The organism is Streptomyces sp. NBC_00659, from assembly GCF_036226925.1.
Classification (GTDB): Bacteria; Actinomycetota; Actinomycetes; order Streptomycetales; family Streptomycetaceae; genus Streptomyces.
In genome coordinates this window covers 6,616,246-6,639,853 of record NZ_CP109031.1, presented here as the reverse complement: position 1 = coordinate 6,639,853, position 23,608 = coordinate 6,616,246, and the positions used below count along the sequence as shown (strand labels likewise).

Genomic DNA, 23,608 nt, shown 5'->3' with positions numbered 1-23,608 from the left:
ATGAGCCAGGCGGCACAGAACCTCAACTGGTTGATCACCAACTTTGTGGACAACACCCCCGGGGTGTCCCACACCGTCGTCGTGTCCGCCGACGGACTCCTTCTGGCGATGTCCGAAGGCTTCCCCCGCGACCGCGCGGACCAACTGGCGGCCGTCGCCTCCGGACTCACTTCGCTGACTGCCGGGGCTTCCCGGATCTTCGAAGGCGGTGCGGTGGCCCAGACGGTCGTGGAGATGGAGCGCGGTTTCCTCTTCCTGATGTCGGTTTCGGACGGATCGTCTCTCGCGGTCCTCTCCCACCCGGAATGCGACATCGGCCTCGTCGGCTACGAGATGGCACTGCTCGTCGACCGTGCGGGCGCCGTCCTCACGCCGGACCTGCGTGCCGAACTACAAGGCAGTCTGCTTCACTGACCGCCGCCGGATCCAGACACCGCACGAAATCACCGTCCGGCCGCCACAATCCCCCCACCGGCCCTAACAGACGGCACGACTGACCGACTTGCTGTCCCGCCCGGAGGATTCATGACCCCGCCCCCCGCCTCTCATGATCCGTACGCCGAGTCGTACGGGGATGAAGGCGACCAGCCGCTGGTACGTCCGTACGCGATGACCGGTGGCCGGACCCGGCCGCGGTACCAACTGGCCATAGAAGCTCTGATCAGCACCACGGCCGATCCGGCCCAGCTGATGGGACTGCTGCCCGAACACCAGCGCATCTGCCATCTGTGCCGGGAAGTGAAGTCGGTGGCCGAGGTGTCGGCCCTCCTGTCCATGCCGCTCGGCGTGGCCAGGATCCTTGTCGCGGACCTCGCGGAGGCCGGACTCGTCGCCATTCACCAGCCTGGCGGCGATGAGAACAACGGCGGCGTGCCGGCCGTGACACTGCTCGAAAGGGTGCTCAGTGGACTTCGCAAGCTCTGACGGAGGCCGGGCGACCACCTCCGCGAAGATCGTCGTAGCGGGTGGCTTCGGTGTCGGCAAGACCACGTTCGTGGGTGCCGTCTCCGAGATCAACCCCCTGCGTACCGAGGCCGTCATGACCTCCGCCTCGGCGGGCATCGACGACCTCACCCACACCGGGGACAAGACCACCACCACGGTGGCCATGGACTTCGGCCGTATCACCCTCGACCAGGACCTGATCCTGTACCTCTTCGGTACGCCGGGCCAGGACCGCTTCTGGTTCATGTGGGACGACCTGGTCCGCGGCGCCATCGGCGCCGTGGTCCTGGTGGACACCCGGCGTCTGGCCGACTGCTTCCCCGCGGTCGACTACTTCGAGAACAGCGGCCTGCCGTTCGTCATCGCCCTCAACGGCTTCGACGGTCACCAGCCGTACAACCCGGAGGAAGTGCGCGAGGCTCTTCAGATCGGCCCGGACGCTCCGATCATCACGACGGACGCGCGCCACCGTGCAGACGCGAAGAGCGCTCTCATCACGCTGGTCGAGCACGCTCTCATGGCACGGCTGCGGTAGCAGCCAAGTAGACGACTCTGTATGGAAGTTGTCGTAGACGCGTTGGAGCCGGCTGTGTCATTTGACACGGCCGGCCTCAGTGTTCATAACGTTTCGACAGAGAATTTCGCCGGCCCCGACACGCATAGCGGTCGCCCGGTACCCCTGCGTTCATGAAGGCCCCGTCTTTTGACGGGGCTCGCTCTTTATGACCGTTTTGTCTGTGGTCAGCGCCACTCGGAATCATCCGTTCCGAGTGTTTGGAAGGGCGCTGCTTGACGTGCTGGAATGCGCTGAACTGCCCAGTAGTCAAGGGCGCTGGTAGATACGGCGGCACACAGTAGGTGCCGACGCCGAGAGGTTGTTGGTCGAGTGAGGCGAAGCATGAACGGTCCCGAGCCGTCGGCACGGGGCAACTTCACCCCGCCGTCGCGCGGAGCGGCGCCCGCACAAGTCGCCGGCCCGGAGCCCATGCCGGCGCCCGCGCCGAGCGGGAGCCGATTCTCCCCGCGTAACTGGCGTGTGCCGACCAGGCTGAACGCGATCCTGCTCATACCCGTGGTGGTCGGCCTCGTCATGGGCGGCTTCCAGGTGAAGGGCTCGATCGACACCTGGCAGGAAGCGCAGGACGCCGAGAAGACGGCGCGCCTCGTGCAGGCGGCACTGAACTACGGCGACAAGCTGTTCGTCGAGCGTGACCTCAGCGCCTACCCGCTGCTGTCCGGCAAGGGGGACAAGGACGCCACCGTCGTCAAGGTCCGCCGCGACACCAACCTGGCCGCCGACGCCTTCGAGGTGGCCGCCAAGGACATGCCCAAGACTCCGGGCCTGGAGCGGCGCCTCTCGGTCTTCCGCAATGTGGAGCCCGGTCTCCAGAAGCTGCGGGACGAGGCGTACACCACCAAGCGTCCCGGTGTGACGACCGAAGAGGGCTACCTCCAGATCCAGCACCCGCTGATGGAGTTCGCCAACGAGCTCGGTCTGGGCACCGGCAACATCACCAGCTACGGCCGTACGGTCTACGCGATCTCGCTGTCCAAGGCCGCGCTGTCGCTGGAGCGGTCCATCGGCATGCACATGCTGATCAAGCCGGGTCCCGGCACCAGCAGCCTCGCCAGCCAGCGCGTCGCCCTGTCCTCGTACGCCTACCTCGAAGGCATCGCCATCGAGGAGTACAAGGGTGGCGGCACCGAGGAAGACACGACCAAGCTCGAATCCGCGGCGGCGAAGATCAAGACGGATCTGACCGCGAAGGCGCGCGAGGCCGCAGGCGCCGACCCGAACTACGTGCCGCCGCCCTCCGGCGACACCGAGATGGTCAAGGAACTCTCGGGGCTCCCGTCCACGCTGGAGAGCGACCGTGCGGGGCTCGCCGCGAAGGGCGTCACCGCCCAGAACTGGATGGCGGTCAACACCGCCAAGTACAACGCGTACCGCCAGATCGAGTCGGACCTCGCCGACAAGGCCGTGGCCGAGGCCGGTGACATCTCCGACACCGCTCGGACCGACGCCTTCATCACCGGTGCCGCTGTCGTGATCGCCCTGCTCGCCGCGTTCATCCTGGCCGGCATGGTGGCCCGCCAGATGAGCCGCGCGATGCGCCAGCTGCGCAGCGCCGCCTTCAATGTCGCCGAGCAGCGTCTGCCGATGCTGGTCGACCAGCTCTCGCGCACCGACCCCGGCCGGGTCGACACCCGCGTGCAGCCGATCCCGATCACCACCACGGACGAGATCGGCGAGGTCGCCCGCGCCTTCGACCAGGTCCACCGCGAGGCCGTGCGACTGGCCGCCGAGCAGGCCCTCCTGCGAGGCAACATCAACGCGATCTTCACCAACCTCTCGCGCCGCAACCAGTCGCTGATCGAGGGCCAGCTGACCCTGATCACCGACCTGGAGAACAACGAGGCCGACCCGGACCAGCTGGAGAACCTCTTCCGCCTGGACCACCTCGCGACCCGTATGCGCCGCAACGGCGAGAACCTCCTGGTCCTCGCCGGCGAGGAGCCCGGACGCCGCTGGGACCAGCCGGTCCCGCTGGTCGACGTCCTGCGCGCCGCCTCCTCCGAGGTGGAGCAGTACGAGCGCGTCGAGCTCTCCGGCGTCCCGGAGGCCGAGATCCACGGCCGCGCCGTGACCGACCTCGTGCACCTGCTCGCCGAGCTCCTGGAGAACGCGACCACGTTCTCCTCCCCGCAGACCAAGGTCCGTGTCACCGCGACCCGTCTTCCCGACGGCCGCGTCATGGTCGAGATCCACGACAAGGGCATCGGCCTCACCGCCGAGGACTTCGCGGACATCAACCACAAGCTGGCCAACCCGCCGACCGTGGACGCCGCGATCTCGCAGCGCATGGGCCTCTTCGTGGTCGGCCGGCTGTCCGACCGCCACGGCATCCGCGTCCAGCTCCGCCCCTCGGGCGAGCAGGCCGGCACCACGTCCCTGGTCATGCTCCCCGACGCCATCACCCACGGTGGCGGTGGCGAGCACCAGCCGATGGCCGACGAGTTCACCGTGTCGCAGATCATCCCCGAGCAGCAGCAGCAGTCGTTCCAGGGCGAGAACTTCGGTGTCCCGCAGCAGCAGCCTGTGCTGACCGCCGCGGACCTCGGCTTCGACGACAGCCGCTACGAGGTCCCGGACGACATCCGTGATCTGGACCCCGTGGGCCGCTCTCTGATGCGCGAGGAGCGCCGTGCGGCCCTGGAGGCCCAGGCGCAGGGTCCGGAGGCCATCGAGGCCCCCCAGGCCTACGCCGACGGCTTCGACGGGCAGCCCGCCTCCTCGTACGACAACGGGCAGGCGTCCTTCGACGGCACCCAGGCGTACGACGGCACCCAGGGTGTCCACGAGGAGCAGCAGACCACGTACGACCAGCAGACGTCGTACGAGGAGCCGCAGCAGGCCGCGTACGACGAGGCGTACTTCCCGTCCAACGGCGGCTACCCTGAGCCTTCCTACACGGAGCCGGTCCAGCAGGAGCACGCCGGAATGGGCGGCTCCGCCCCGGAGACGGTGCCGGGCTTCGGTGAGCCGTCCTACCAGGACGACTGGCCGCAGCAGGACGGGCGCCAGGACGCGTACCAGGGCGGGTACCGGCCCGACTACGCTCCGCAAGCGGAATCCCCGCAGGTCGCTGACGCGGGCGAGCAGAACAGCGTAGGCTTTGGTCGTCCGGGTCCGGCCTCTTCGGCCCCCCACACGATGACCAACGCGGGACTTCCCCGTCGCGGACCCGCCCCCGCCGGCAACGCCCGGCGCCCCGCGGAACCGGCGAGGGAGCAGTCGGCGCCCATGCCCTCCGGGAACACGGGTGACGATTGGCGGTCGTCGAACGACGATCGGTGGCAGCGCGCCGAGCAGCTGAAGAAGCCCAAGGCGGGCGGGGTCACCTCGTCCGGTCTGCCGCGGCGGGTGCCCAAGGCCAACCTGGTCGAGGGAACCGCGGAATCGACCCCCCAGGGAGGCCCCCAGGTCTCCCGCGCTCCTGAGGACGTCCGGGGCAGGCTGAGCAACCTGCGTCGCGGCGTGGAGCGGGGACGCAGTGCAGGTACTGACACGAACGGTCAGGGCTTCGGTTCTGACAGCACCTACAACCAGGAGCGTTAGTTGTGAGCCCGATGAGCCAGGCGGCACAGAACCTGAACTGGTTGATCACCAACTTCGTGGACAACACCCCCGGGGTGTCGCACACAGTGGTGGTCTCCGCCGACGGACTCCTTCTGGCTATGTCCGAAGGCTTTCCCCGCGACCGCGCCGACCAGCTGGCAGCCGTCGCGTCCGGTCTGACCTCTTTGACCGCGGGCGCGTCCCGTATCTTCGAGGGCGGCCACGTGAACCAGACCGTTGTGGAGATGGAGCGAGGATTCCTCTTCCTGATGTCCGTTTCGGATGGTTCTTCACTCGCAGTACTTGCACACCCTGAGGCGGACATCGGTCTCATTGGGTACGAGATGGCGCTTCTGGTGGACCGTGCGGGCACGGTTCTCACTCCGGACCTTCGTGCGGAGCTCCAGGGCAGCCTTCTCAACTAATAGACAGACGGTGCGAATTCGCGTCCCGGGGCCGTAAGGTTTCGGGACGCGGTCCCAGCGTTGGGTGCCCGGCACGGTCGGAGGAGGAGAGAGAGTGGTAACACCCCCAGGCGGTTCGTCTTCGGGCAACTGGTCGTACGGCCCCGGCCAGGGGCAGGGCGGCCAGGGCGACGGTTCACAGAACCCGTACAACTTTCCCTCCGCACCCGGCCAGCGACGGCAGTACCCGCCCCAGGGTCCGCAGGGCCCCGGGCCCTCTCCCTACGACCAGCCGTCGGCGCCGCGCATCCAGCCCGTGCAGCCGCAGCGGCGCTCCCCCGAGGCGTCACCCGCCGGGGGTGCCAGCAACCCCCTGGTGCGTCCCTACGCCATGACGGGTGGCCGCACCAGGCCCCGCTACCAGCTCGCCATCGAGGCGCTGGTGCACACGACCGCGCAGCCGCACCAGATGCAGGGCCAGTTGCCCGAGCATCAGCGCATCTGCAACCTCTGCCGGGAGATCAAGTCGGTGGCCGAGATCTCGGCCCTGCTGACCATCCCTCTCGGTGTAGCCAGGATCCTCGTCGCCGACTTGGCGGAGGCGGGCCTGGTCGCCATTCATCAGCCGGGCGGCGACGAGAGCGCCGGCGGCCAGCCAGCCGTGACATTGCTCGAAAGGGTGCTCAGTGGACTTCGCAAGCTCTAGCGGAGGGCCTTCCCGCTCCACCACGTCCGCGAAGATCGTGGTGGCGGGCGGCTTCGGCGTGGGCAAGACCACGTTCGTCGGCGCCGTCTCGGAGATCAACCCGCTGCGCACCGAGGCCGTCATGACGTCCGCCTCGGCGGGCATCGACGACCTCACGCACACCGGCGACAAGAAGACGACGACCGTCGCCATGGACTTCGGCCGTATCACCCTCGACCAGGACCTGATCCTGTACCTCTTCGGTACGCCCGGTCAGGACCGCTTCTGGTTCATGTGGGACGACCTGGTCCGCGGCGCCATCGGCGCGATCGTCCTGGTGGACACCCGGCGTCTCGCCGACTGCTTCCCCGCGGTCGACTACTTCGAGAACAGCGGCCTGCCGTTCGTCATCGCCCTCAACGGCTTCGACGGCAACCAGCCGTACCAGCCCGAGGAAGTCCGCGAGGCCCTTCAGATCGGCCCCGACGCCCCGATCATCACGACGGACGCCCGCCACCGCGCGGACGCCAAGTCGGCGCTGATCACGCTGGTCGAGCACGCCCTCATGGCGCGCCTGCGCTAGCGGCCCCCGCTCGTACGACAACGGCCCCCGCTTCTCCGGCCGGAGAAGCGGGGGCCGTTGCTCGTTCGCCGGCCGCCCCGGCCCGAGAGCGTCCGCTGCCCGGGCGTACGGGCCCGGCACGCGCGGGCGAGGACTCCCGGCCGAACTCCTGTCCCGTACAGCCCCGTTGGGCGGCGGGACGACCGGGGCCCGCCCGAACGCCCGCCGCAGAGCCCCCTGTCGGCCCTGGAGGGCGTCCTCGGACTCCCGGACACACCACAGCCCCGTCCTCCACCGGAGGACGGGGCTGTCGGCGTCAGACCCTCAGTGCCAGCTGTGCGGCGCCCGGAAACCGGGCTCCCGCTCCAGTCGGCGCCAGCCCGCCTTGCGGTGGGGGCGGTGGGAAGAAGCGGCATCAGTGGGAGCGGCGGCGGCGCGGGCCAGGAGGATCGCCGTGATGGCGGCGACCTCCTCGGGCTCGGCGTGGCCCTTCTCGACGCGGATGTCAGCGTTGCTCATAGGTTTCAGTCTCCATGAGAGAGGTTTCCGCGGGGGTACCGCGGAGAATCCGCAGGGTTACTGCGGAGGGTTGCCGTGCTTGCGGGAGGGCAGGTCCGCGTGCTTGGTGTGCAGCATCGCGAGTGACTTGACCAGGACCTCGCGGGTCTCGGCGGGGTCGATGACGTCGTCCACCAGACCGCGCTCGGCCGCGTAGTACGGGTGCATCAGCTCGGCCTTGTACTCCTTGACCATGCGGACCCGCATGGCCTCGGGATCGGCGGCGTCGGCGATCTGGCGGCGGAAGATGACGTTGGCGGCGCCCTCGGCGCCCATCACGGCGATCTCGTTCGTCGGCCAGGCGTAGGTGAGGTCGGCCCCGATGGACTGGCTGTCCATGACGATGTAGGCACCTCCGTACGCCTTGCGCAGGATGAGGGAGATCCGCGGCACCGTCGCGTTGCAGTACGCGTAGAGCAGCTTCGCGCCGTGCCGGATGATCCCGCCGTGCTCCTGGTCGACACCCGGGAGGAACCCGGGCACGTCCAGCAGCGTGATGATCGGGATATTGAAAGCGTCACACATCTGGACAAAGCGCGCAGCTTTTTCGGAGGCCTCGATGTCCAGGACACCCGCCAGGCTCTGCGGCTGGTTGGCGACGATGCCGACGACCATGCCGTCGAGGCGGGCCAGCGCGCAGATGATGTTGCGGGCCCAGCGCTCGTGGACCTCCAGGTAGTCGCCGTCGTCGACGAGTTCCTCGATGACCTTGGTCATGTCGTACGGGCGGTTGCCGTCGGCCGGGACCAGGTCCAGCAGCACCTCGCTGCGGCGGTCGGCCGGGTCGGAGGACTCCGCGCGCGGCGGGTTCTCGCGGTTGTTCTGCGGCAGCATCGACAGGAGGTAGCGCACCTCGGCGATGCAGGTCTCCTCGTCGTCGTAGGCGAAGTGGCAGACGCCGGAGGTCTCCGCGTGGACGTCGGCGCCGCCCAGGCCGTTCTGGGTGATCTCCTCGCCCGTCACCGCCTTGACCACGTCCGGGCCGGTGATGAACATCTGCGAGGTCTCGCGGACCATGAACACGAAGTCCGTCAGCGCCGGCGAGTAGGCCGCGCCGCCGGCGCACGGGCCGAGCATCACAGAGATCTGCGGGATGACCCCGGAGGCCTTCGTGTTGCGCTGGAAGATGCCGCCGTAGCCGGCGAGCGCCGAGACGCCCTCCTGGATACGGGCGCCGGCACCGTCGTTCAAAGACACCAGCGGCGCACCCGCCGCGATGGCCATGTCCATGATCTTGTGGATCTTCGTGGCGTGGGCCTCGCCCAGCGCCCCGCCGAAGATCCGGAAGTCGTGGGCGTACACGAAGACCGTACGGCCCTCGACCGTGCCCCAGCCGGTGATGACACCGTCGGTGTACGGCTTCTTGGCCTCCAGGCCGAAACCGGTCGCCCGGTGCCGGCGCAGCTGCTCGACCTCCCGGAACGAGCCCGCGTCCAGCAGCAGCTCGATGCGCTCCCGGGCGGTCAGCTTGCCCTTGGCGTGCTGCGCCTCGGTCGCCTTCTCACTGGGACCCCGCAGCGCCTCCGCACGGATGGCGTGCAGTTCGGCCACACGGCCACGCGCGTCCGTCGGTTCGCCTGCGGGGATCGTGGAGCTCGCGGTGTCGGCCTCGTCCAAAACGGTCATGTAGCGACCATACGAAGTCCACCAAGGAAACAGGGCCGTCGACTCTGCACAGTCTCCGGACCGTTTTCCTGGTGCCCCTGAACAGAACCACCATCACATGCAGGCGATCCGACTGCCAGGAGGGGCTTGGGCTTGTGGAGGTCTCACAAACTGTTCGGCCGACTGCCATCTCACATCCATGAGTGGCGCATGCCATCACCGGGGTGACGCGGACGCCCGTTCGGCGGTCCGCGCACCCCGGAGGCGCCGGCTCAGCAGCCGCCGCAGTTGTAGTAGAGGACGTCCCAGTGGTTGCCCTCGTCGGCGTAGATGTTGCCGGCACCGGACCGGTACTGCGGAGCGCCGTCGCCGCGCAGGCCTATGTAGCCGAAGGTGTTCTTGATGTAGCCGGTGACGCAGGTGTTCTTGCCGTAGTCGAGCTTGTAGCCGTTCCAGTGCGAGTAGGTGCCGCTCGCGTGGCCGGTCTCGGTGCCGCCGGTGATGTTGAGCGCGCAGCCGCTGGCCCCCTTGAGGGTCTGGGCGCCCTGCGCGGTGGCGAGGTTGAGCTGCTCGAACGACGTGCAGGTGGCGTTGTTGCGGTCGGAGCAGCCACCGGAGGAGGACCAGGTGATGCCGGCCTGGCGGAACATCGAGGTCGCGGTGGCGTGACTGATCTTGCTGACGGCGAAGGCGTCGCCGGCGGTGCCGACGACGGCGACGCCGGGGGCCACGACGAGGGCGAGGGCGGTCAACGTGGACCTGAGCTTCATCTGGGGAGACCTTTCCTGCTGAGGACCGTGGGGCGGCCGCACGGACGTCCGGCCGCGTTTCCTGTGGGGCGGCTGTGCAGGGGGTGCACGCAGATGGTGCCCGAGCTCTACGCGCGTCCGCCAGAGGCCGGACAAAGGCGACCCACCGTGACGCCACGCACACGCTCCGGATGCTGTTGAAACTTGAACGGAATAGGTCTACGGTTGCCCACGTTGACCTCGTTGAACATTCAACAGATTTACGCCGTGGCTCTCACCGGAACCGCGGCCCGTCCCCCCAAGGAGCACCTCATGGGCATCTTCGGCCGCAAGACCACCGACACCGCCGCCACCTCGACGGCCACCGCGACGGCCGGTGCCGTGAACCCGGACCTGGCCGCGCTGACCGGCGACTACACCATCGACCCGTCCCACTCGAGCATCGGCTTCGTCGCCCGGCACGCGATGGTGACCAACGTCAAGGGCACGTTCAACGAGTTCGAGGGCACGCTGCACCTGGACGGCACCGACCCGTCGCGGTCCACGGCCTCCCTCGACATCACGATGGACAGCATCGACACCGGGTCCGCCGACCGCGACGGTCACCTCAAGAGCGCCGACTTCTTCAAGACCGACGAGTTCCCGACGATGACCTTCCGCTCCGTCAAGGCGGAGGCTCTCGGCGGTGACGACTACCGGATCACCGGCGATCTGGAGATCCTCGGCACCACCAAGCAGATCAGCATCGACCTGGAGTTCAACGGCGCCGCCAAGGACCCGTTCGGCAACGAGCGCGTGGGCTTCGAGGGCAAGGCCGAGATCCTCCGCTCCGAGTGGGGCCTCACCTGGAACGCCGCCCTGGAGACCGGTGGCGTCCTCGTCTCCGACAAGATCAAGCTGAACTTCGACATCTCGGCGATCAAGAACGCCGGCTGAGCCACGGGCTTCGGCCCCGCGCCGCCGAGCGCCTTCTCCGACGCCGAGCTCCCCGGACAGGGGCGCTCGGCGTCGCCGTGTGCGCGGACCGCGGCCGGCCCGAGCGCGGCCGGACGGAGCGCGTCACCCCGCAACGAAACCGGGTCACTTCAACGGAGTGGGTCACCCCTCAGAAGCCGCCGCCGAAGTCGCCGCCACCCCCGCCGAAGTCGCCGCCACCCCCGCCGTCGCCGAAGCCGCCACCGAAGTCACCGGCGTCGAAGTCGGCACCGGAGACATCGCCTCCGTCGTAGCCGCCGCCGAAGTCGCCGTAACCGGTGCCGTACGCGGCCCCGTATCCGGGGCTCGCCATCATGCTGCCGAGCACGGTCCCCACGAGCAGGCCCGGCAGCACGCCGCCGCCGAAGTAGCCGCCCGCCCAGGGGCCGTACGCCGGGCCCGCGTCCCAGTACGGGCGGCGGCCGTACTCCGTCTCGACCTCGCGCATCGCCGGCTGTTCGCCGCCGGTGAGACGCATCCAGTCCGCCTTGCAGACCGGGACCTCGCGGGGCGCGCCCCCGGCGGGTGTCCAGGCCGCGTCGGCGACGGAGGGGCCGTGCCGGGGGTCGAAGAAGCAGGGCGCGCGGCGCTCGGGGACCGCTCGGTGCTCGCGGCGCGCCGCGAGCACGGCGAGGGAGAAGCGGCCCTCCTCCAGGGACTGGGTGACGGCCCGTACGTCCTCGGGGCGCCGGGCCTCGGCCATGAACGACTTCGCCTGTTCGTAGGCGTCCAGCGCGCGTTCGTAGTCCGCGCGCATCACGTCGTCCGCGCCGGCCTCCGCGGGGTGGAAGTCGAGGCGGTCGAGTTCCTCGCCGAAGGCGGTGATGTCCTCGTCCACGACCACGCGGAGCCTGTCGAGCGCGGCGCGCTGTTCCTCCTCCTTGCGGCGCCGGTTGCGGCGCACGACCGTGTAGGCGCCCGCGCCGCCGATGACGGCCACCGCGCCGACCGCGATCAGCGCTCCCGCCGAAACGCCTCCGCCGTTCGTGGCACCGCCCCAGCTCGCGGGGGCCGAACCGTGGATGCCGGGGAGCGCGAGGTCGGTGAACCGGTTCAGCTGGGTGTTCGCGTCCGACACGCCCTGGACGCTGGTGACGAGGTTCTGTACGGCTGAGCGGGACATCACCGCGGAGTCGGCGCGGGCGTCGAAGCGGTCGCCGAGCCTGATCGCGTAGAGGCCCGTGACGCCGGTGTCGGTGCGCAGGTTCCGGAAGAGGTTCTCGGTGGGGAAGTCCGCGGGAAGGACGGCGACGAAGAGCGGCTTGTCGGCCTTCTTGATCTTGGCGGCGAGGGCGTCGGCCTCCGACGCGGAGAGCTGCCCGGAGGCGGCCGGGTCCACATAGACAGGGCCCTTCCGCAGGGCCGCCGCGACCGTGGAGACGTCCGTCGCGGCACGGGCCGGGGGCGCCGGGAACCACACCAGCGCCAGGGCCGCGAGTATCAGTGCGACCAGCAGGCCTGGAAGTCCTCGGGTGTGTGCGACCCTCATGCCTTGAAGCTACCCGAACCAGAGCAAAACCGGACATCGGGAGAGTGGCGTCCCGCTGCCGCCGGAACGCGGGCCGGCCGGGGCTGATGTGTCCAGCCCCGGCCGGCCCTCCACGTTCTCCCTCTATCCCGCTCGGTACGCCTGGGCCAGCTTCGCCACCGCCTCTCCGTAGTGGCCGGTCAGCAGAAGGTGATCCGCGTCCGCGAAGGGTCCGGCGTTCGCCGCGGTGACCGACGAGCCGATCTTCTGCTGGACGAGCAGACGGGCCTTCGTCACGGCCGCGCGGGCCGTCCCGTCGGCGCCGTGCCGCTCCGCCGCCGAGGCCACCAGGGCCAGCGCCCGCAGTGTGGCGGCGCCACCCCCCGGTGCCTTCGTCAGCGTGGTGAGACCCCATCCGTAGGGGAACTGCGGATCGTAGGAGGTGTCACCGACGTTGATCGGGAGCTGGGAGTCCGACTTCGGCCAGGTGACCGGGAGCTGCCCGGTGAAGGCGCGCTTTCCGTAGAGGACGTCCGCGACCCCGTCGCCCTCGGTGCCCGGCAGCCAGGAGGCCACCAGGGCGTCGACGGCGCCGAGCCGGTCGCCGATGAGCTGCGGGCGGCCCGAGACGACCAGCACCGCACACTTCATCGCCGCGCACACCTTGTCCACGGCGGCCTTGTCGGCCGCGGTCAGCTCCAGGTCGTTGCCGTTGCCGACATCGCCGACGCCCTCCGCGTACGGGGTCTCGCCGACGACGACCACACCGACGTCGTAGCCGCCGGTCGGGGCCGAGGCGTCCTTGGACCAGGTGACGTCACCGCCGGCGTTCCGCATGCCCTGGAGGATCGTGGTGCCCTTGGTGCTGTCGCCGGACGAGCCCTGCCAGGTGAGGGTCCAGCCGCCGGTCTGGTTGCCGAGGTCGTCGGCGTTCGAACCGGCGACGTACACCTTCTGGGACTTCTTCAGCGGCAGGACGCCGTCCGCGTTCTTCAGCAGGACCTGGGACTCGGCCGCCGCCTGCCGTGCCACGGAGCGGTGCGCGGCCGAGCCGATCCTCGACGCGCCGCTCGTGTCCGCGTACGGCTTCTCGAAGAGGCCCAGCTCGAACTTCTGGGTGAGGATGCGCGACACCGCGTCGTCGATCCGCCGCTCGGTGACGCGGCCCGCCTTCACCTCGTCCGTGAGCGTCGCCCGGAAGTCCTTGTACGAGTACGGCACCATCATCATGTCCACGCCCGCGTTGACCGAGGTGCGGACGTGCGAGGCGTAGTCGCCGGGGAGCTGGTCGATGGCGTTCCAGTCGCTGATGACGAAGCCGTCGAAGCCCATCCGGCCCTTGAGCACGCCGTTGATCATGTCGGCGCGGGCGTGCATCTTCACCGGCCCCTGGCCGTCACCGACGATGTCGAGCGAGGAGTACGACGGCATGACCGAGCCGACGCCCCGGTCGACCGCGGTCTGGAACGGCGCCAGGTGCACGGCCTCCAGCTCCTGCCGGGTGACCTTGGTGACGCCCTGGTCGACGGTGTACGAGCCGGTCGTGGACGTGCCGTACCCGGTGCCGCCGTCGCCGACGAAGTGCTTGGCGGTGGCGAGGACCTTGTCGTCGTCCTTCAGGTCACTGCCGTCGCGGGCACCCTGGAGGCCCTGGACGACCGTCTCCATGGACTTCACGAGCGCCGGGTCCTCGCCGAAGGACTCGTAGGAGCGGCCCCAGCGTTCGTCGCGGGTCACGCACAGACAGGGGGCGAAGTCCCAGGGGATGCCGGTGGCGCGGACCTCGGCGGCGGTCACCGCGCCCGTCCGCTCCGCCAGAGCGGGGTCACGGGTGGCGCCGATACCGATGTTGTGCGGCATGATCGTCGCGCCGGCGAGGTTGTTGTGGCCGTGCACCGCGTCCACGCCGTAGATCAGCGGGATCTGGAACCGTGTGGCCTGGGCCCGGAGCTGGTAGCCGTCGATCATCGACGCCCAGGCTTCGGCGGTGTTGGGGGTCGGCGTGGAGCCGCCGCCGGAGAGCAGCGACCCGAGGTCGTAGGAGGCGATGTCACCGCCCGTACCGATCGCGCCGCGCTCGGCCTGGGTCATCTGCCCGGTCTTCTCCTCCAGGGACATCCGGGAGACCAGGTCGGCGACCCGCTTCTTCACGGGCAGTTTCGGGTTCAGATACGGCAGCCCGTGGGCGTCGACGACGACCTGCGGGGTCTCGGCGGGAGCCTTGGCGCCGGTCACCGTGAGCTTGAGGGGGATCGTCTCGGCCGCTTCGACGGACTTGTCGCGCAGGGTCCGGACGGTGACGGTGCGGCTCGCGCCGGACGTCGTGCCCGCCGGGAAGGTGATCTCGCCCTTGACGGGGGTGTAGTCCCTGCCGGGCTCGCCGCCGCCGCCCGCGCTCTCGTACGCGACGGTCACGGGCTCGTCGATCGGGGCGGAGCCGGTGGTGGCGACGGAGATCCTCACCCGCGCGGTGCCACCCTCCTTCACCGGGTAGACCGCCGCGTCGGTGGTGACGGAGGCGCGCAGGGACTGGTCGGCCTTGCCGTACAGCTCGACGTCGTCCATGGCGAACTGCCCCTGGACGCCGACCGGAAGGGTGAGGGCGTAGCCCCACATCTGCGTCAGGCCGAGGACGTGGTCGATACCGCCGACGGGCTGGTAGTCCGTGCGGTAGACGAAGTCGGCGAAGGGGATCTCGATCTGTTTCCAGCCGCTGAAGTCATCGGTGAAGGAGGTCGTCCACAGTTCCGAGGCCTCGCCGTTGGTACCGCCGTCCTTGATCTCGAAGGCGATCTTCTTGCCGGTGGCGCGGCCGTCCCACCAGAAGCGGACGCCCTTGTGCGCGGACCAGTCGTGGGCCGGCTGGTCGGCCGCGAAGTCGTGGGTGAAGCCTCCGTAGCCGCTGATGTCGTAGTCGCCGGTGAGGACCTTGGCGCCCTCGGGTGCGTCGGAGCGTGCGGTCAGGGCCAGCTTCGGCGGATCGTCGCTGTCGCCGCCCCAGGTGAAGATCCCCTCGGCGGGCTGGTTCGCGAAGGGCACCTCGCCCTCGAAGCGGTCGACCGGAACGGGTGCGGGATCATCGGCCGCCGCCGTTCCCGCCGTAGCGAGCGGAAGCAGTCCGGCGATCAGCGCGGCACCGGCCAGCAGAGCGGTTCTTCGTACGGAATTCCGATCGAGCCCGGTCAATGGGGGTCCCCTCGACTCTCACGTCGTTCTGACGACGTGGCTTCCTGACGATGACGTGCTTGCTCTGTTCCCTCACTCTTCTTACGACTTAGATCAGGGCGTGAGTTAACTGGTGCCCCGGCAACCCGTCAAGACTTCACGCCGGAACCGGTACAGACTCAAGTCCCGTCCGGATCAGAGCAGTTGTTCCTTCAAAGTCTGAACGCGCAACCCCTTGACGCGGCTCCGCAGCCGTCATTTACTCACGCCTCGCACGCCTCCCCCCACCTCCAGAAGGGCGGCGCTCCATGAGGAGATCCACTCGGGCGGCCCGGCTGATCGTCGCCGGGCTGCTCGCCACCGCGGGATTCACGGCGGCCGCGCCCGCGCACGCCGCGGGCGAACAGGTCACCGCGTACCTGACGACGACGGACGACGACGGCGGACGTCATGTCGTCCGCGGGCTCCAGGCCCAGGCGCCGTTCGCCTTCCAGTCGGGCAGCGGCGGCAGCGGTGAGAACATCACCGTCGACGAGAACACGCGATACCAGACCTTCACCGGCGGCGGCGCCTCCTTCACGGACACCGCGGCCTGGCTGATGAACAGCAGCGGCGCCCTGTCGCAGAGCACCCGCGACGCGACGATGCGCAAGCTGTTCTCACCGACGGACGGGATCGGGCTGTCCTTCCTGCGCAACCCGATGGGCGCCTCGGACCTCGCGCGCTACGGCTACAGCTACGACGACGTGCCGGCCGGGCAGAGCGACCCCGGTCTGGCGCAGTTCTCCATCGCGCACGACCTGGCCGACGTGGTGCCGCTGACCAGGCAGGCGCTCCAGCTCAATCCCTCCCTGACCGTCATGGCCTCGCCGTGGACGGCACCGGCCTGGATGAAGGACAGCGGGTCGCTGAACGGCGGCTGGCTGAAAGCGGAGGACTACGGCGCCTACGCCTCGTACTTCGTGAAGTACCTCCAGGCGTACCGGGATCAGGGCGTCCCCGTCTCGTACGTCACCGCCCAGAACGAGCCGACCTGCTGCTCGGGCTATCCGTCGATGAGCTGGAACGCCTCGGGACTCGCCTACTTCACCAAGAGCGAGCTGCTGCCCAAGCTCCAGGCGGCCGGGCTGTCCACGAAGGTGCTCGCGCACGACTGGAACTGGGACGTGTACGACTCCTACGCCGCCCAGACCGTCGACGACGCGGCGGTCCGCTCGCACCCGAACTTCGGCGGGATCGCCTGGCACGGGTACGGCGGCGACATCGCCAGGCAGACGAGCGTGCACAACCAGTACCCGGGACTCGACGCCTTCGGGACCGAGCACTCCGGCGGCACCTGGATCGCCAACCAGCAGCGCGAGGACATGCTCAACATCGTCGACTACACCCGCAACTGGGCGAAGTCGGTGACCAAGTGGTCGCTCGCCGTGGACCAGAACAAGGGCCCGCACAACGGGGGTTGCGGCACCTGCACCGGGCTGATCACCGTGCACAACGGGGACGGCGCGAGCGGGACGGTCGACTACACGGTCGAGTACTACACGATGGGCCACCTGACGAAGTTCGTCCGGCCCGGGGCGCAGCGGATCGCCTCCACGGCGTCCTCGGCCGTCCCGAACGTCGCCTGGCGCAACCCGGACGGCACCAAGGCGCTGATCGCCTACAACGACGCGTCGAGCGCCAAGACGGTGACCGTCAACTGGGGATCCCAGCACGCCACTTACTCACTGCCGGGCAAGACCTCGGCGACCTTCACCTGGTCCGGCACCCCGTCGGGCGGGAGCGGACAGTCGGGCGCGTTCGTCGGGCCGGCCGGCAAGTGCCTCGACGTGGCGGGCGCGTCGAGCGCCAACGGCACCGCGGTGCAGCTCTACGACTGCAACGGAACCGCCGCGCAGTCCTGGACCGTGGGGACCGACGGGTCGGTGCGCTCGCTCGGGAAGTGCCTCGACGTCACGTCGGGCTCGACGTCCGACGGCGCCAAGGTCCAGCTCTACGACTGCAACGGCTCCGGCGCCCAGCAGTGGTCGTACAACTCATCGACGGGTGACGTGGTCAACACCGCGGCGAACAAATGCCTCGATGTGACCGGCAACTCGTCGGCGAACGGGGCACGGGCGCAGATCTGGTCGTGCACGGGGGCCGCGAACCAGAAATGGCAGCTGGGCTAGCCGTCACGTACGCCGGACCGGCGAAAACGCCGTGAACGCCGTGAACGCCGTGAACGCCGGAGGGTGCGGGAACCGCGCCCTCCGGCGTTCGGGCGGGTTCACGACGCGGGTTCCACCCCGGCCCGCAGCAGACCGTAGGTGTACGCGTCCTCCAGTGCCTGCCAGGACGCGGCGATGACGTTCTCCGCCACGCCGACCGTGGACCACTCCCCCGTGCCGTCGGACGTGGAGATCAGGACCCGGGTCGTGGACTGCGTGCCGTGCTTGCCCTCCAGGATGCGGACCTTGTAGTCGACCAGTTCCAGCTTGGCGAGCTGCGGGTAGATCGTCTCCAGGGCGACGCGCAGGGCGCGGTCCAGGGCGTTGACCGGGCCGTTGCCCTCGGCGGTGGCGACGATGCGCTCGCCCTTGGCGAAGAGCTTGACCGTGGCCTCGTTGGCGTGGCTGCCGTCGGGGCGGTCCTCGACGATGGCCCGCCAGGACTCGACCTCGAAGTAGGTGCGCGCCCGGCCTTCCACCTCCGTGCGCAGCAGGAGTTCGAAGGAGGCGTCGGCGGCCTCGTAGGTGTAGCCCTTGAGTTCGCGTTCCTTGACGCGCTCCACGACGCGGGCGACGAGTTCGCGGTCGTCGCCGAGGTCGACGCCGAGCTCCTTGCCCTTGAGCTCGATGGAGGCGCGGCCGGCCATGTCGGAGACCAGCATCCGCATGGTGTTGCCGACCTGCTCGGGGTCGATGTGCTGGTAGAGGTCCGGGTCGACCTTGATCGCGGAGGCGTGCAGGCCCGCCTTGTGCGCGAACGCCGACACCCCCACGTAGGGCTGGTGGGTGGAGGGGGTCAGGTTGACGACCTCGGCGATGGCGTGCGAGATCCGCGTCATCTCCCGCAGCGCGCCCTCGGGGAGCACCTTCTTGCCGTACTTGAGCTCCAGTGCGGCGACGACGGGGAAGAGGTTGGAGTTGCCGACGCGTTCGCCGTAGCCGTTGGCGGTGCACTGGACGTGGGTGGCGCCCGCGTCCACGGCGGCCAGTGTGTTGGCGACCGCGCAGCCGGTGTCGTCCTGGGCGTGCATGCCCAGCCGGGCGCCGGTGTCCGCCAGGACCGTGGAGACCACGGCCTGTACCTGCGCCGGGAGCATGCCGCCGTTGGTGTCGCACAGCACGACCACGTCGGCACCGGCCTCGTGCGCCGCCCGCACCACGGACTTCGCGTACTCCGGATTGGCCCGGTAGCCGTCGAAGAAGTGCTCGCAGTCCACGAACACCCGCCGTCCCTGCGCGACCAGGTGGGAGACGGTGTCGCGGACCATCTCCAGGTTCTCCTCCAGCGTGGTGCGCAGCGCCAGCTCCACATGCCGGTCGTGGGACTTGGCCACCAGCGTGATCACCGGGGCGCCGGAGGCCAGGAGCGCCTTGACCTGGGGGTCCTCCGAGGCCTTGCCGCCGGCCCTGCGGGTCGCTCCGAAGGCCACGAGCTGGGCGTGCCGGAAGTCGATCTCCTGGGCGGCGCGGGCGAAGAACTCGGTGTCTCGGGGGTTGGCGCCGGGCCAGCCGCCCTCGATGAAGCCCACCCCGAAGTCGTCCAGGTGCCGCGCGATGGCCAGCTTGTCCGCCACGGTGAGGTTGATGCCCTCGCGCTGCGCGCCGTCGCGCAGCGTCGTGTCGAAGACGTGGAAGGAATCGTCGACTTCGCTGGTTTCCGTCATGGTCTCAAGGCTCCTGTATTGAAACTCGGTCTACCGGAATGACCGGCTCCACCGTCCCCCAATGATCCCGCGCGCTGCGCTCCCGGCTGAAGGTGGGCCAGAAATGCGAAAAACCCCTCGCGGGTGCGAGAGGTCTGCGCGCGGGTCGAGAACGACGGTGTCCGCCCGTACCTGGTCGTACGTGGCGGTCACTGCGGACCGGCGCGCCTGCTGCCAATAATCGTGGCGAACGAGAGCACGGGGGCAGTGTGGCACAAACCGCCTCCGTGATCACACGGTGTCTCAGGATGCGAGCACTGGGCTACATGGCCGGTACGGATGTACGACCGGTCAGCCCAGCGACGCGTCGAGGAACTCCTTCACGTGGGACAGGACCTGATCGCGGCTGGTGCCGCGCAGACCGATCGCCACATGGATGGAGAAGCCGTCCATCAGGGCGCGCAGCCGGGCACCGAAGCGGTCCGCGTCGACGGGGCGGAACTCTCCGCGCGAGACGCCCTCGGCGAGCAGCGCGACGAGGTCCCGGTGCCAGGCGCCCTCGATGGCGGCCTGCCGTTCGCGGGCGTCGTCGTCCGCGTTCTGGGAGTGGTTCCAGACCTCCAGCCACAGGGTCCAGTGCGGGTCCCGGTGGCCGTCGGGGACGTACAGGTCGACGTAGGCGTCAAGGCGTTCGCGGGCGGTTCCGCGCGCGGCGAGCAGCCGGCCGCGCTCCGCGCCGAGCCGGCCCTCGCTCCACTCCAGGGTGCGCAGCAGCAGCTCGTCCTTGGTGCGGAAGTAGTAGAGGAGGTGGCCGCTGCTCATGCCGACCTCGCGGCCGAGCGCCGCCATGGTGAGTTTCTCCAGACCGCGTTCGGCGATCATCTCCATTGCGGCGGCGAGGACCTCCTCGCGCGGTGGCGCGTTCTTCCGCGCACCGGCCATCCGTGACTCCCGTTGTCAGACCTTGGGCTGCTGCTGGGTGATGCAGTGGATGCCACCGCCGCCCGCGAAGATCGTACGTGCGTCCACCAGGGCCACGGTCCGCTCGGGGAAGAGCCGGCGGAAGATGCCCGCCGCCGTCTCGTCGCGCGGGTCGTCGAAGCCGCAGAGCACGACGCCGCCGTTGCAGAGGTAGTGGTTGATGTACGAGTAGTCGGCCCAGTGGCCGTCGGCCTCCAGGACCGTCGGGGCCGGGACCTCGACGACCTCGATGGCACGGCCGCGCGCGTCGGTCTGGGCCTTGAGCAGCCCGATGACCTCCTTGCCGACCTCGTGGTCGGGGTGCGCGGGGTCCTGCTGGGAGTGGGCGACGATCACGCCGGGCCGGGCGAAGGCGGCGACGATGTCGACGTGGCCGAGGGTGCCGAAGCCGTACGGGGGATAGTCGCCGGTCAGGCCGCGCGGCAGCCAGATCGCCTTCTCGGTGCCGAGCTGGGCGTGGATCTCCGCCTCGACCTGCTCGCGGCTCCAGCCGGGGTTGCGCTCGGGGCCGAGCTGCACGGTCTCGGTGAGCAGCACGGTGCCCTCGCCGTCGACGTGGATCGCGCCGCCCTCGTTGACCAGCCGGGAGGCGTACGCCTTCGCTCCGGCCAGTTCGGCGACCTGCGCGCCGATCTTGGAGTCGTGCTCCCAGCGGGCCCAGTCCTGGGCGCCCCAGCCGTTGAACGTCCAGTCCACGGCGGCCAGTTCGCCCTGGCCGTTGGTGAGGAAGGTGGGGCCGATGTCGCGCATCCAGGCGTCGTCGAGTTCCCGCTCGACGGTGTCGACGCCGGGGCCGAGGAGCGCGGCGGCCGGGGCGGACTGGCCGGGGCCGCACACCACGGTGACGGGTTCGAAGCGGCGGACCGCGCGGGCCACCTCCGCCCAGGCGGCACGGGAGGCGGCGAGGTCCTCGGGGTTGTCGAAGGTGGGGTTGGGGCCCGGCCACGCCATCCAGGTGCGCTCGTGCGGGGTCCACTCGGCGGGCATGCGGAAGCCGTCGGCGGCAGCAGACATGTTGATCCTTTGAGGCTGTGGCGATTACAGGCCGTGTCGATTACAGGAAGTACAGGCGGTTGAGGGAGACCGAGTCGGCGGGATCGGAGCGGAGCGGTTCGCCGTCGAGGGTGACCAGGCCGGTGCACCCGTCCACCTCGACCGCTCCGGTACGGGAGTTGAGGCGCAGGTCGGCGGGACCGATGCCGCGGGTGCCGCGGACCGCCACCCGGCGGCGGCGGGTCGGCATGGTGTCGTTGCCCTGGTCGAGCGCGGCCTGGGCGACGAACGCCACCGAGATCTCGGCGGGTGTCGCGCCGTGCGCCCCGAACTGCGGACCGAGGACCAGGGGTTCACAGGTGTCGGTGGCGGCGTTCGGGTCGCCGACCACTCCGTAGGCCGGGAAGCCCGCCTTCAGGACGAGCTGCGGTTTGGCGCCGAAGTACTCGGGGCGCCACAGCACGATGTCGGCGAGCTTGCCGGTCTCGATGGAGCCGACCTCGTGGGCGAGGCCGTGCGCGATGGCCGGGTTGATGGTCAGTTTGGCCATGTAGCGCAGGACGCGTTCGTTGTCGTGGTCCTCGGGGGCGCCGAACTGGGCCTTCATCTTCCCTGCCATGGCGAAGGTCCGGCGCACGGTCTCACCGGCGCGTCCCATGCCCTGCGCGTCGGAGGAGGTGATGCCGATGACGCCCAGGTCGTGCAGGACGTCCTCGGCGCCCATGGTCCCGGCGCGGATGCGGTCGCGGGCCATGGCGGCGTCGCCGGGCAGGTCGGTCTTCAGGTCGTGGACGGAGACGATCATGCCGTAGTGCTCGGCGACCGCGTCCCGGCCGAAGGGCAGGGTCGGGTTGGTGGACGAGCCGATGACGTTCGGGACGCCGGCCATCTTCAGCACGTTCGGGACGTGCCCGCCGCCGCAGCCCTCGATGTGGAAGGCGTGGATGGTGCGTCCTTCGAGCACCCCGAGGGTGTCCTCGACGGACAGACACTCGTTCAACCCGTCGCTGTGCAGGGCGACTTGGACGTCGTGCTCCTCGGCGACGCGCAGCGCGGTGTCGAGCGCCCGGGTGTGGGCGCCCATGTCCTCGTGGACCTTGAAGCCGCTCGCGCCGCCCTCGGCGAGCGCCTCGATCAGCGGCGCGCTGTCGGAGGACGAACCCCGGCCCAGGAAGCCGATGTTGACCGGCCAGGCGTCGAAGGCGCCGAAGGCATGGCGCAGCGCCCAGGGCGAGTTGACGCCGACGCCCCACACCGGCCCGAACTCCTGGCCGATGACCGTCGTCACCCCGGAGGCGAGCGAGGCCTCCATGATGCGCGGCGACAGCAGATGGACGTGGGTGTCGACGGCTCCGGCGGTGGCGATGAGGCCCTCACCGGAGACGATGGAGGTGCCGGTGCCGACCACGACGTCGACGCCGTCGAGGGTGTCGGGGTTGCCGGCCCGCCCGATCGAGCAGATCCGGCCCTCGCGGATGCCGATGGACACCTTGCGGATGCCCTGGACGGCGTCGATCACCACGACGTTGCTGATGACGACGTCGCAGGTGTCCCGGACGGCGGCGGCCTTGAGGTGCAGTCCGTCGCGGGCGGTCTTGCCGAATCCGGCGAGGAACTCGTCCCCGGGGAGCTGGGCGTCGGACTCGACGCGGATGGTCAGCCCCGAGTCGCCGAGCCGGACCCGGTCGCCGGCGCGGGGGCCGTGGGTGGCGGCGTACTCGTAGGGGGTGAGGCGGCGCGCCTCGGCGGGGTGCCCTCCGGGGCGGCTCATCGCTCGACCTCCTGGTCGCGGGTGTCGGGTACGCCGAGGTATCCGCAGGCGGCGGCCCGGCGCAGGGCCTCTTCCCTGGCGCCGGGCGCGTCCAGCGGTCCGTCGACCAGCCCGGCGAAGCCGATCGCGACGCGCGCTCCGCCGATGGGCAGCAGTCCCACCTCGGCGCTCTCCCCCGGGCCGAAGCGGACGGACGAGCCGGCGGGCACGGCCAGCCGCATGCCGTAGGCGGCCGGCCGGTCGAAGTCGAGCCGCGGGTTGGCCTCGAAGAAGTGGAAGTGGGAGGTGACGGAGACGGGGACGGGGGCCGTGTTCGTCACGGACAGGCGGACGGCGGCCTCGGGCTCGGTGTGCTCCGGGCCCGGCAGCAGCGCGCCGGGTGCCCGTTCGCCGAGGCCGCCGCCGATGGGGTCACTGACCACCGCGAGGCGCGAGCCGTCCTCGAAGACGGCCTCGACATGCACCTCGGTCACGATGTCCGCGACGCCGGGCAGGACGTCGTCGGGGCCGAGGACGGACCGGGCCGCCTCGACGGCCTCGGCCAGCCGTCCGCCGTCGCGGGCGGTCTCGCAGACGGTGTCCGCGATCAGGGCGGTGGCCTCCGGCACGTTGAGCCGCAGTCCTCGCGCCCGGCGGGCACGGGCCAGCTCGGCCGCCGAGAACAGCAGCAGTCGGTCACGTTCCGTGGGGGTCAGTCTCACGCCACGACACCTCCTCGCCTTCCTCCATTTAGAGCGCCACTCTAAACGCCGGATTCATGGAAGGGAAACATTG

General features: G+C 69.8%; 19 protein-coding genes. 9 read left to right on the top strand and 10 right to left on the bottom strand.

Going from position 1 to position 23,608, the window contains the following annotated elements:
- From OG410_RS29090 to OG410_RS29060, 7 genes are all read left to right on the top strand, one after another.
- Positions 1 to 414 carry a roadblock/LC7 domain-containing protein gene (locus OG410_RS29090; RefSeq protein WP_266765867.1) on the top strand — a complete coding sequence of 138 codons (414 nt, stop codon included), beginning with the start codon at positions 1 to 3 and terminating at the stop codon, positions 412 to 414.
- A gap of 111 nt (positions 415 to 525) precedes the next feature.
- On the top strand, positions 526 to 924 hold the full coding sequence (locus OG410_RS29085; RefSeq protein ID WP_329301819.1) for a DUF742 domain-containing protein: 399 nt from the start codon (positions 526 to 528) through the stop codon (positions 922 to 924).
- Positions 905 to 1,480, top strand: a complete 576-nt coding sequence (locus OG410_RS29080; RefSeq protein ID WP_028802395.1) for a GTP-binding protein — start codon at positions 905 to 907, stop codon at positions 1,478 to 1,480. Before OG410_RS29085 ends, OG410_RS29080 begins: the two co-directional genes overlap by 20 nt.
- Before the next feature lie 351 nt (positions 1,481 to 1,831).
- Positions 1,832 to 5,065: a sensor histidine kinase gene (locus OG410_RS29075; protein WP_329301818.1), complete on the top strand. Its 3,234-nt coding sequence runs from the start codon at positions 1,832 to 1,834 to the stop codon at positions 5,063 to 5,065.
- Positions 5,066 to 5,076: 11 nt separating this feature from the next.
- Positions 5,077 to 5,490 carry a roadblock/LC7 domain-containing protein gene (locus tag OG410_RS29070; protein ID WP_261709979.1) on the top strand — a complete coding sequence of 138 codons (414 nt, stop codon included), beginning with the start codon at positions 5,077 to 5,079 and terminating at the stop codon, positions 5,488 to 5,490.
- A gap of 94 nt (positions 5,491 to 5,584) precedes the next feature.
- A complete protein-coding gene (locus OG410_RS29065) occupies positions 5,585 to 6,175 on the top strand; it encodes a DUF742 domain-containing protein (RefSeq protein WP_328671653.1) in 591 nt (196 codons plus the stop codon).
- Complete coding sequence (locus OG410_RS29060; RefSeq protein WP_151472110.1) at positions 6,156 to 6,737, top strand: GTP-binding protein; 582 nt, start codon at positions 6,156 to 6,158, stop codon at positions 6,735 to 6,737. The genes OG410_RS29065 and OG410_RS29060 overlap by 20 nt, the downstream gene beginning before the upstream one ends.
- A 303-nt stretch (positions 6,738 to 7,040) precedes the next feature.
- Here OG410_RS29060 and OG410_RS29055 read toward each other — a convergent pair whose 3' ends face one another.
- The 3 genes from OG410_RS29055 to OG410_RS29045 form a co-directional block, all read right to left on the bottom strand.
- Positions 7,041 to 7,235: an acyl-CoA carboxylase subunit epsilon gene (locus OG410_RS29055; protein WP_329301817.1), complete on the bottom strand. Its 195-nt coding sequence runs from the start codon at positions 7,233 to 7,235 to the stop codon at positions 7,041 to 7,043.
- A 57-nt stretch (positions 7,236 to 7,292) separates the two neighbouring features.
- Positions 7,293 to 8,900 carry an acyl-CoA carboxylase subunit beta gene (locus tag OG410_RS29050; RefSeq protein WP_329301816.1) on the bottom strand — a complete coding sequence of 536 codons (1,608 nt, stop codon included), beginning with the start codon at positions 8,898 to 8,900 and terminating at the stop codon, positions 7,293 to 7,295.
- Between the two features lie 251 nt (positions 8,901 to 9,151).
- A complete protein-coding gene (locus OG410_RS29045; protein WP_329301815.1) occupies positions 9,152 to 9,649 on the bottom strand; it encodes a hypothetical protein in 498 nt (165 codons plus the stop codon).
- Between the two features lie 291 nt (positions 9,650 to 9,940).
- On the opposite strand from OG410_RS29045, the gene OG410_RS29040 reads away from it, so the two are divergent.
- Complete coding sequence (locus tag OG410_RS29040; RefSeq protein WP_329304285.1) at positions 9,941 to 10,564, top strand: YceI family protein; 624 nt, start codon at positions 9,941 to 9,943, stop codon at positions 10,562 to 10,564.
- Positions 10,565 to 10,733: 169 nt separating this feature from the next.
- On the opposite strand, the gene OG410_RS29035 is transcribed toward OG410_RS29040, so the two are convergent.
- Together OG410_RS29035 and OG410_RS29030 are read right to left on the bottom strand one after the other, a co-directional pair.
- Entirely contained in the window at positions 10,734 to 12,092 is a 1,359-nt protein-coding gene (locus tag OG410_RS29035) for a hypothetical protein (protein ID WP_329301814.1), read from the bottom strand.
- 123 nt (positions 12,093 to 12,215) lie between these two features.
- Complete coding sequence (locus OG410_RS29030) at positions 12,216 to 15,257, bottom strand: glycoside hydrolase family 3 protein (RefSeq protein WP_329301813.1); 3,042 nt, start codon at positions 15,255 to 15,257, stop codon at positions 12,216 to 12,218.
- Positions 15,258 to 15,544: 287 nt separating this feature from the next.
- Between OG410_RS29030 and OG410_RS29025 the strand changes: the two genes are divergently transcribed.
- Positions 15,545 to 17,407 (top strand): lectin, encoded by a 1,863-nt coding sequence (locus OG410_RS29025; protein WP_329301812.1) that lies wholly within the window; start codon positions 15,545 to 15,547, stop codon positions 17,405 to 17,407.
- 98 nt (positions 17,408 to 17,505) lie between these two features.
- Here OG410_RS29025 and cimA read toward each other — a convergent pair whose 3' ends face one another.
- The 5 genes from cimA to ureA all read right to left on the bottom strand — a co-directional run bounded on the left by cimA (position 17,506) and on the right by ureA (position 23,535).
- The gene (gene cimA / locus OG410_RS29020) at positions 17,506 to 19,110 is read right to left on the bottom strand and encodes a citramalate synthase (RefSeq protein ID WP_329301811.1); all 1,605 of its coding nucleotides are present in this window, start codon (positions 19,108 to 19,110) and stop codon (positions 17,506 to 17,508) included.
- A 330-nt stretch (positions 19,111 to 19,440) separates the two neighbouring features.
- Positions 19,441 to 20,031: a TetR/AcrR family transcriptional regulator gene (locus tag OG410_RS29015; protein ID WP_326785340.1), complete on the bottom strand. Its 591-nt coding sequence runs from the start codon at positions 20,029 to 20,031 to the stop codon at positions 19,441 to 19,443.
- Between the two features lie 15 nt (positions 20,032 to 20,046).
- Complete coding sequence (locus OG410_RS29010; protein WP_329301810.1) at positions 20,047 to 21,084, bottom strand: agmatine deiminase family protein; 1,038 nt, start codon at positions 21,082 to 21,084, stop codon at positions 20,047 to 20,049.
- A 40-nt stretch (positions 21,085 to 21,124) separates the two neighbouring features.
- Positions 21,125 to 22,834 carry an urease subunit alpha gene (locus OG410_RS29005; protein ID WP_329301809.1) on the bottom strand — a complete coding sequence of 570 codons (1,710 nt, stop codon included), beginning with the start codon at positions 22,832 to 22,834 and terminating at the stop codon, positions 21,125 to 21,127.
- Positions 22,831 to 23,535 (bottom strand): urease subunit gamma, encoded by a 705-nt coding sequence (gene ureA / locus OG410_RS29000; RefSeq protein ID WP_329301808.1) that lies wholly within the window; start codon positions 23,533 to 23,535, stop codon positions 22,831 to 22,833. Before ureA ends, OG410_RS29005 begins: the two co-directional genes overlap by 4 nt.
- Positions 23,536 to 23,608: the final 73 nt, after the last annotated feature.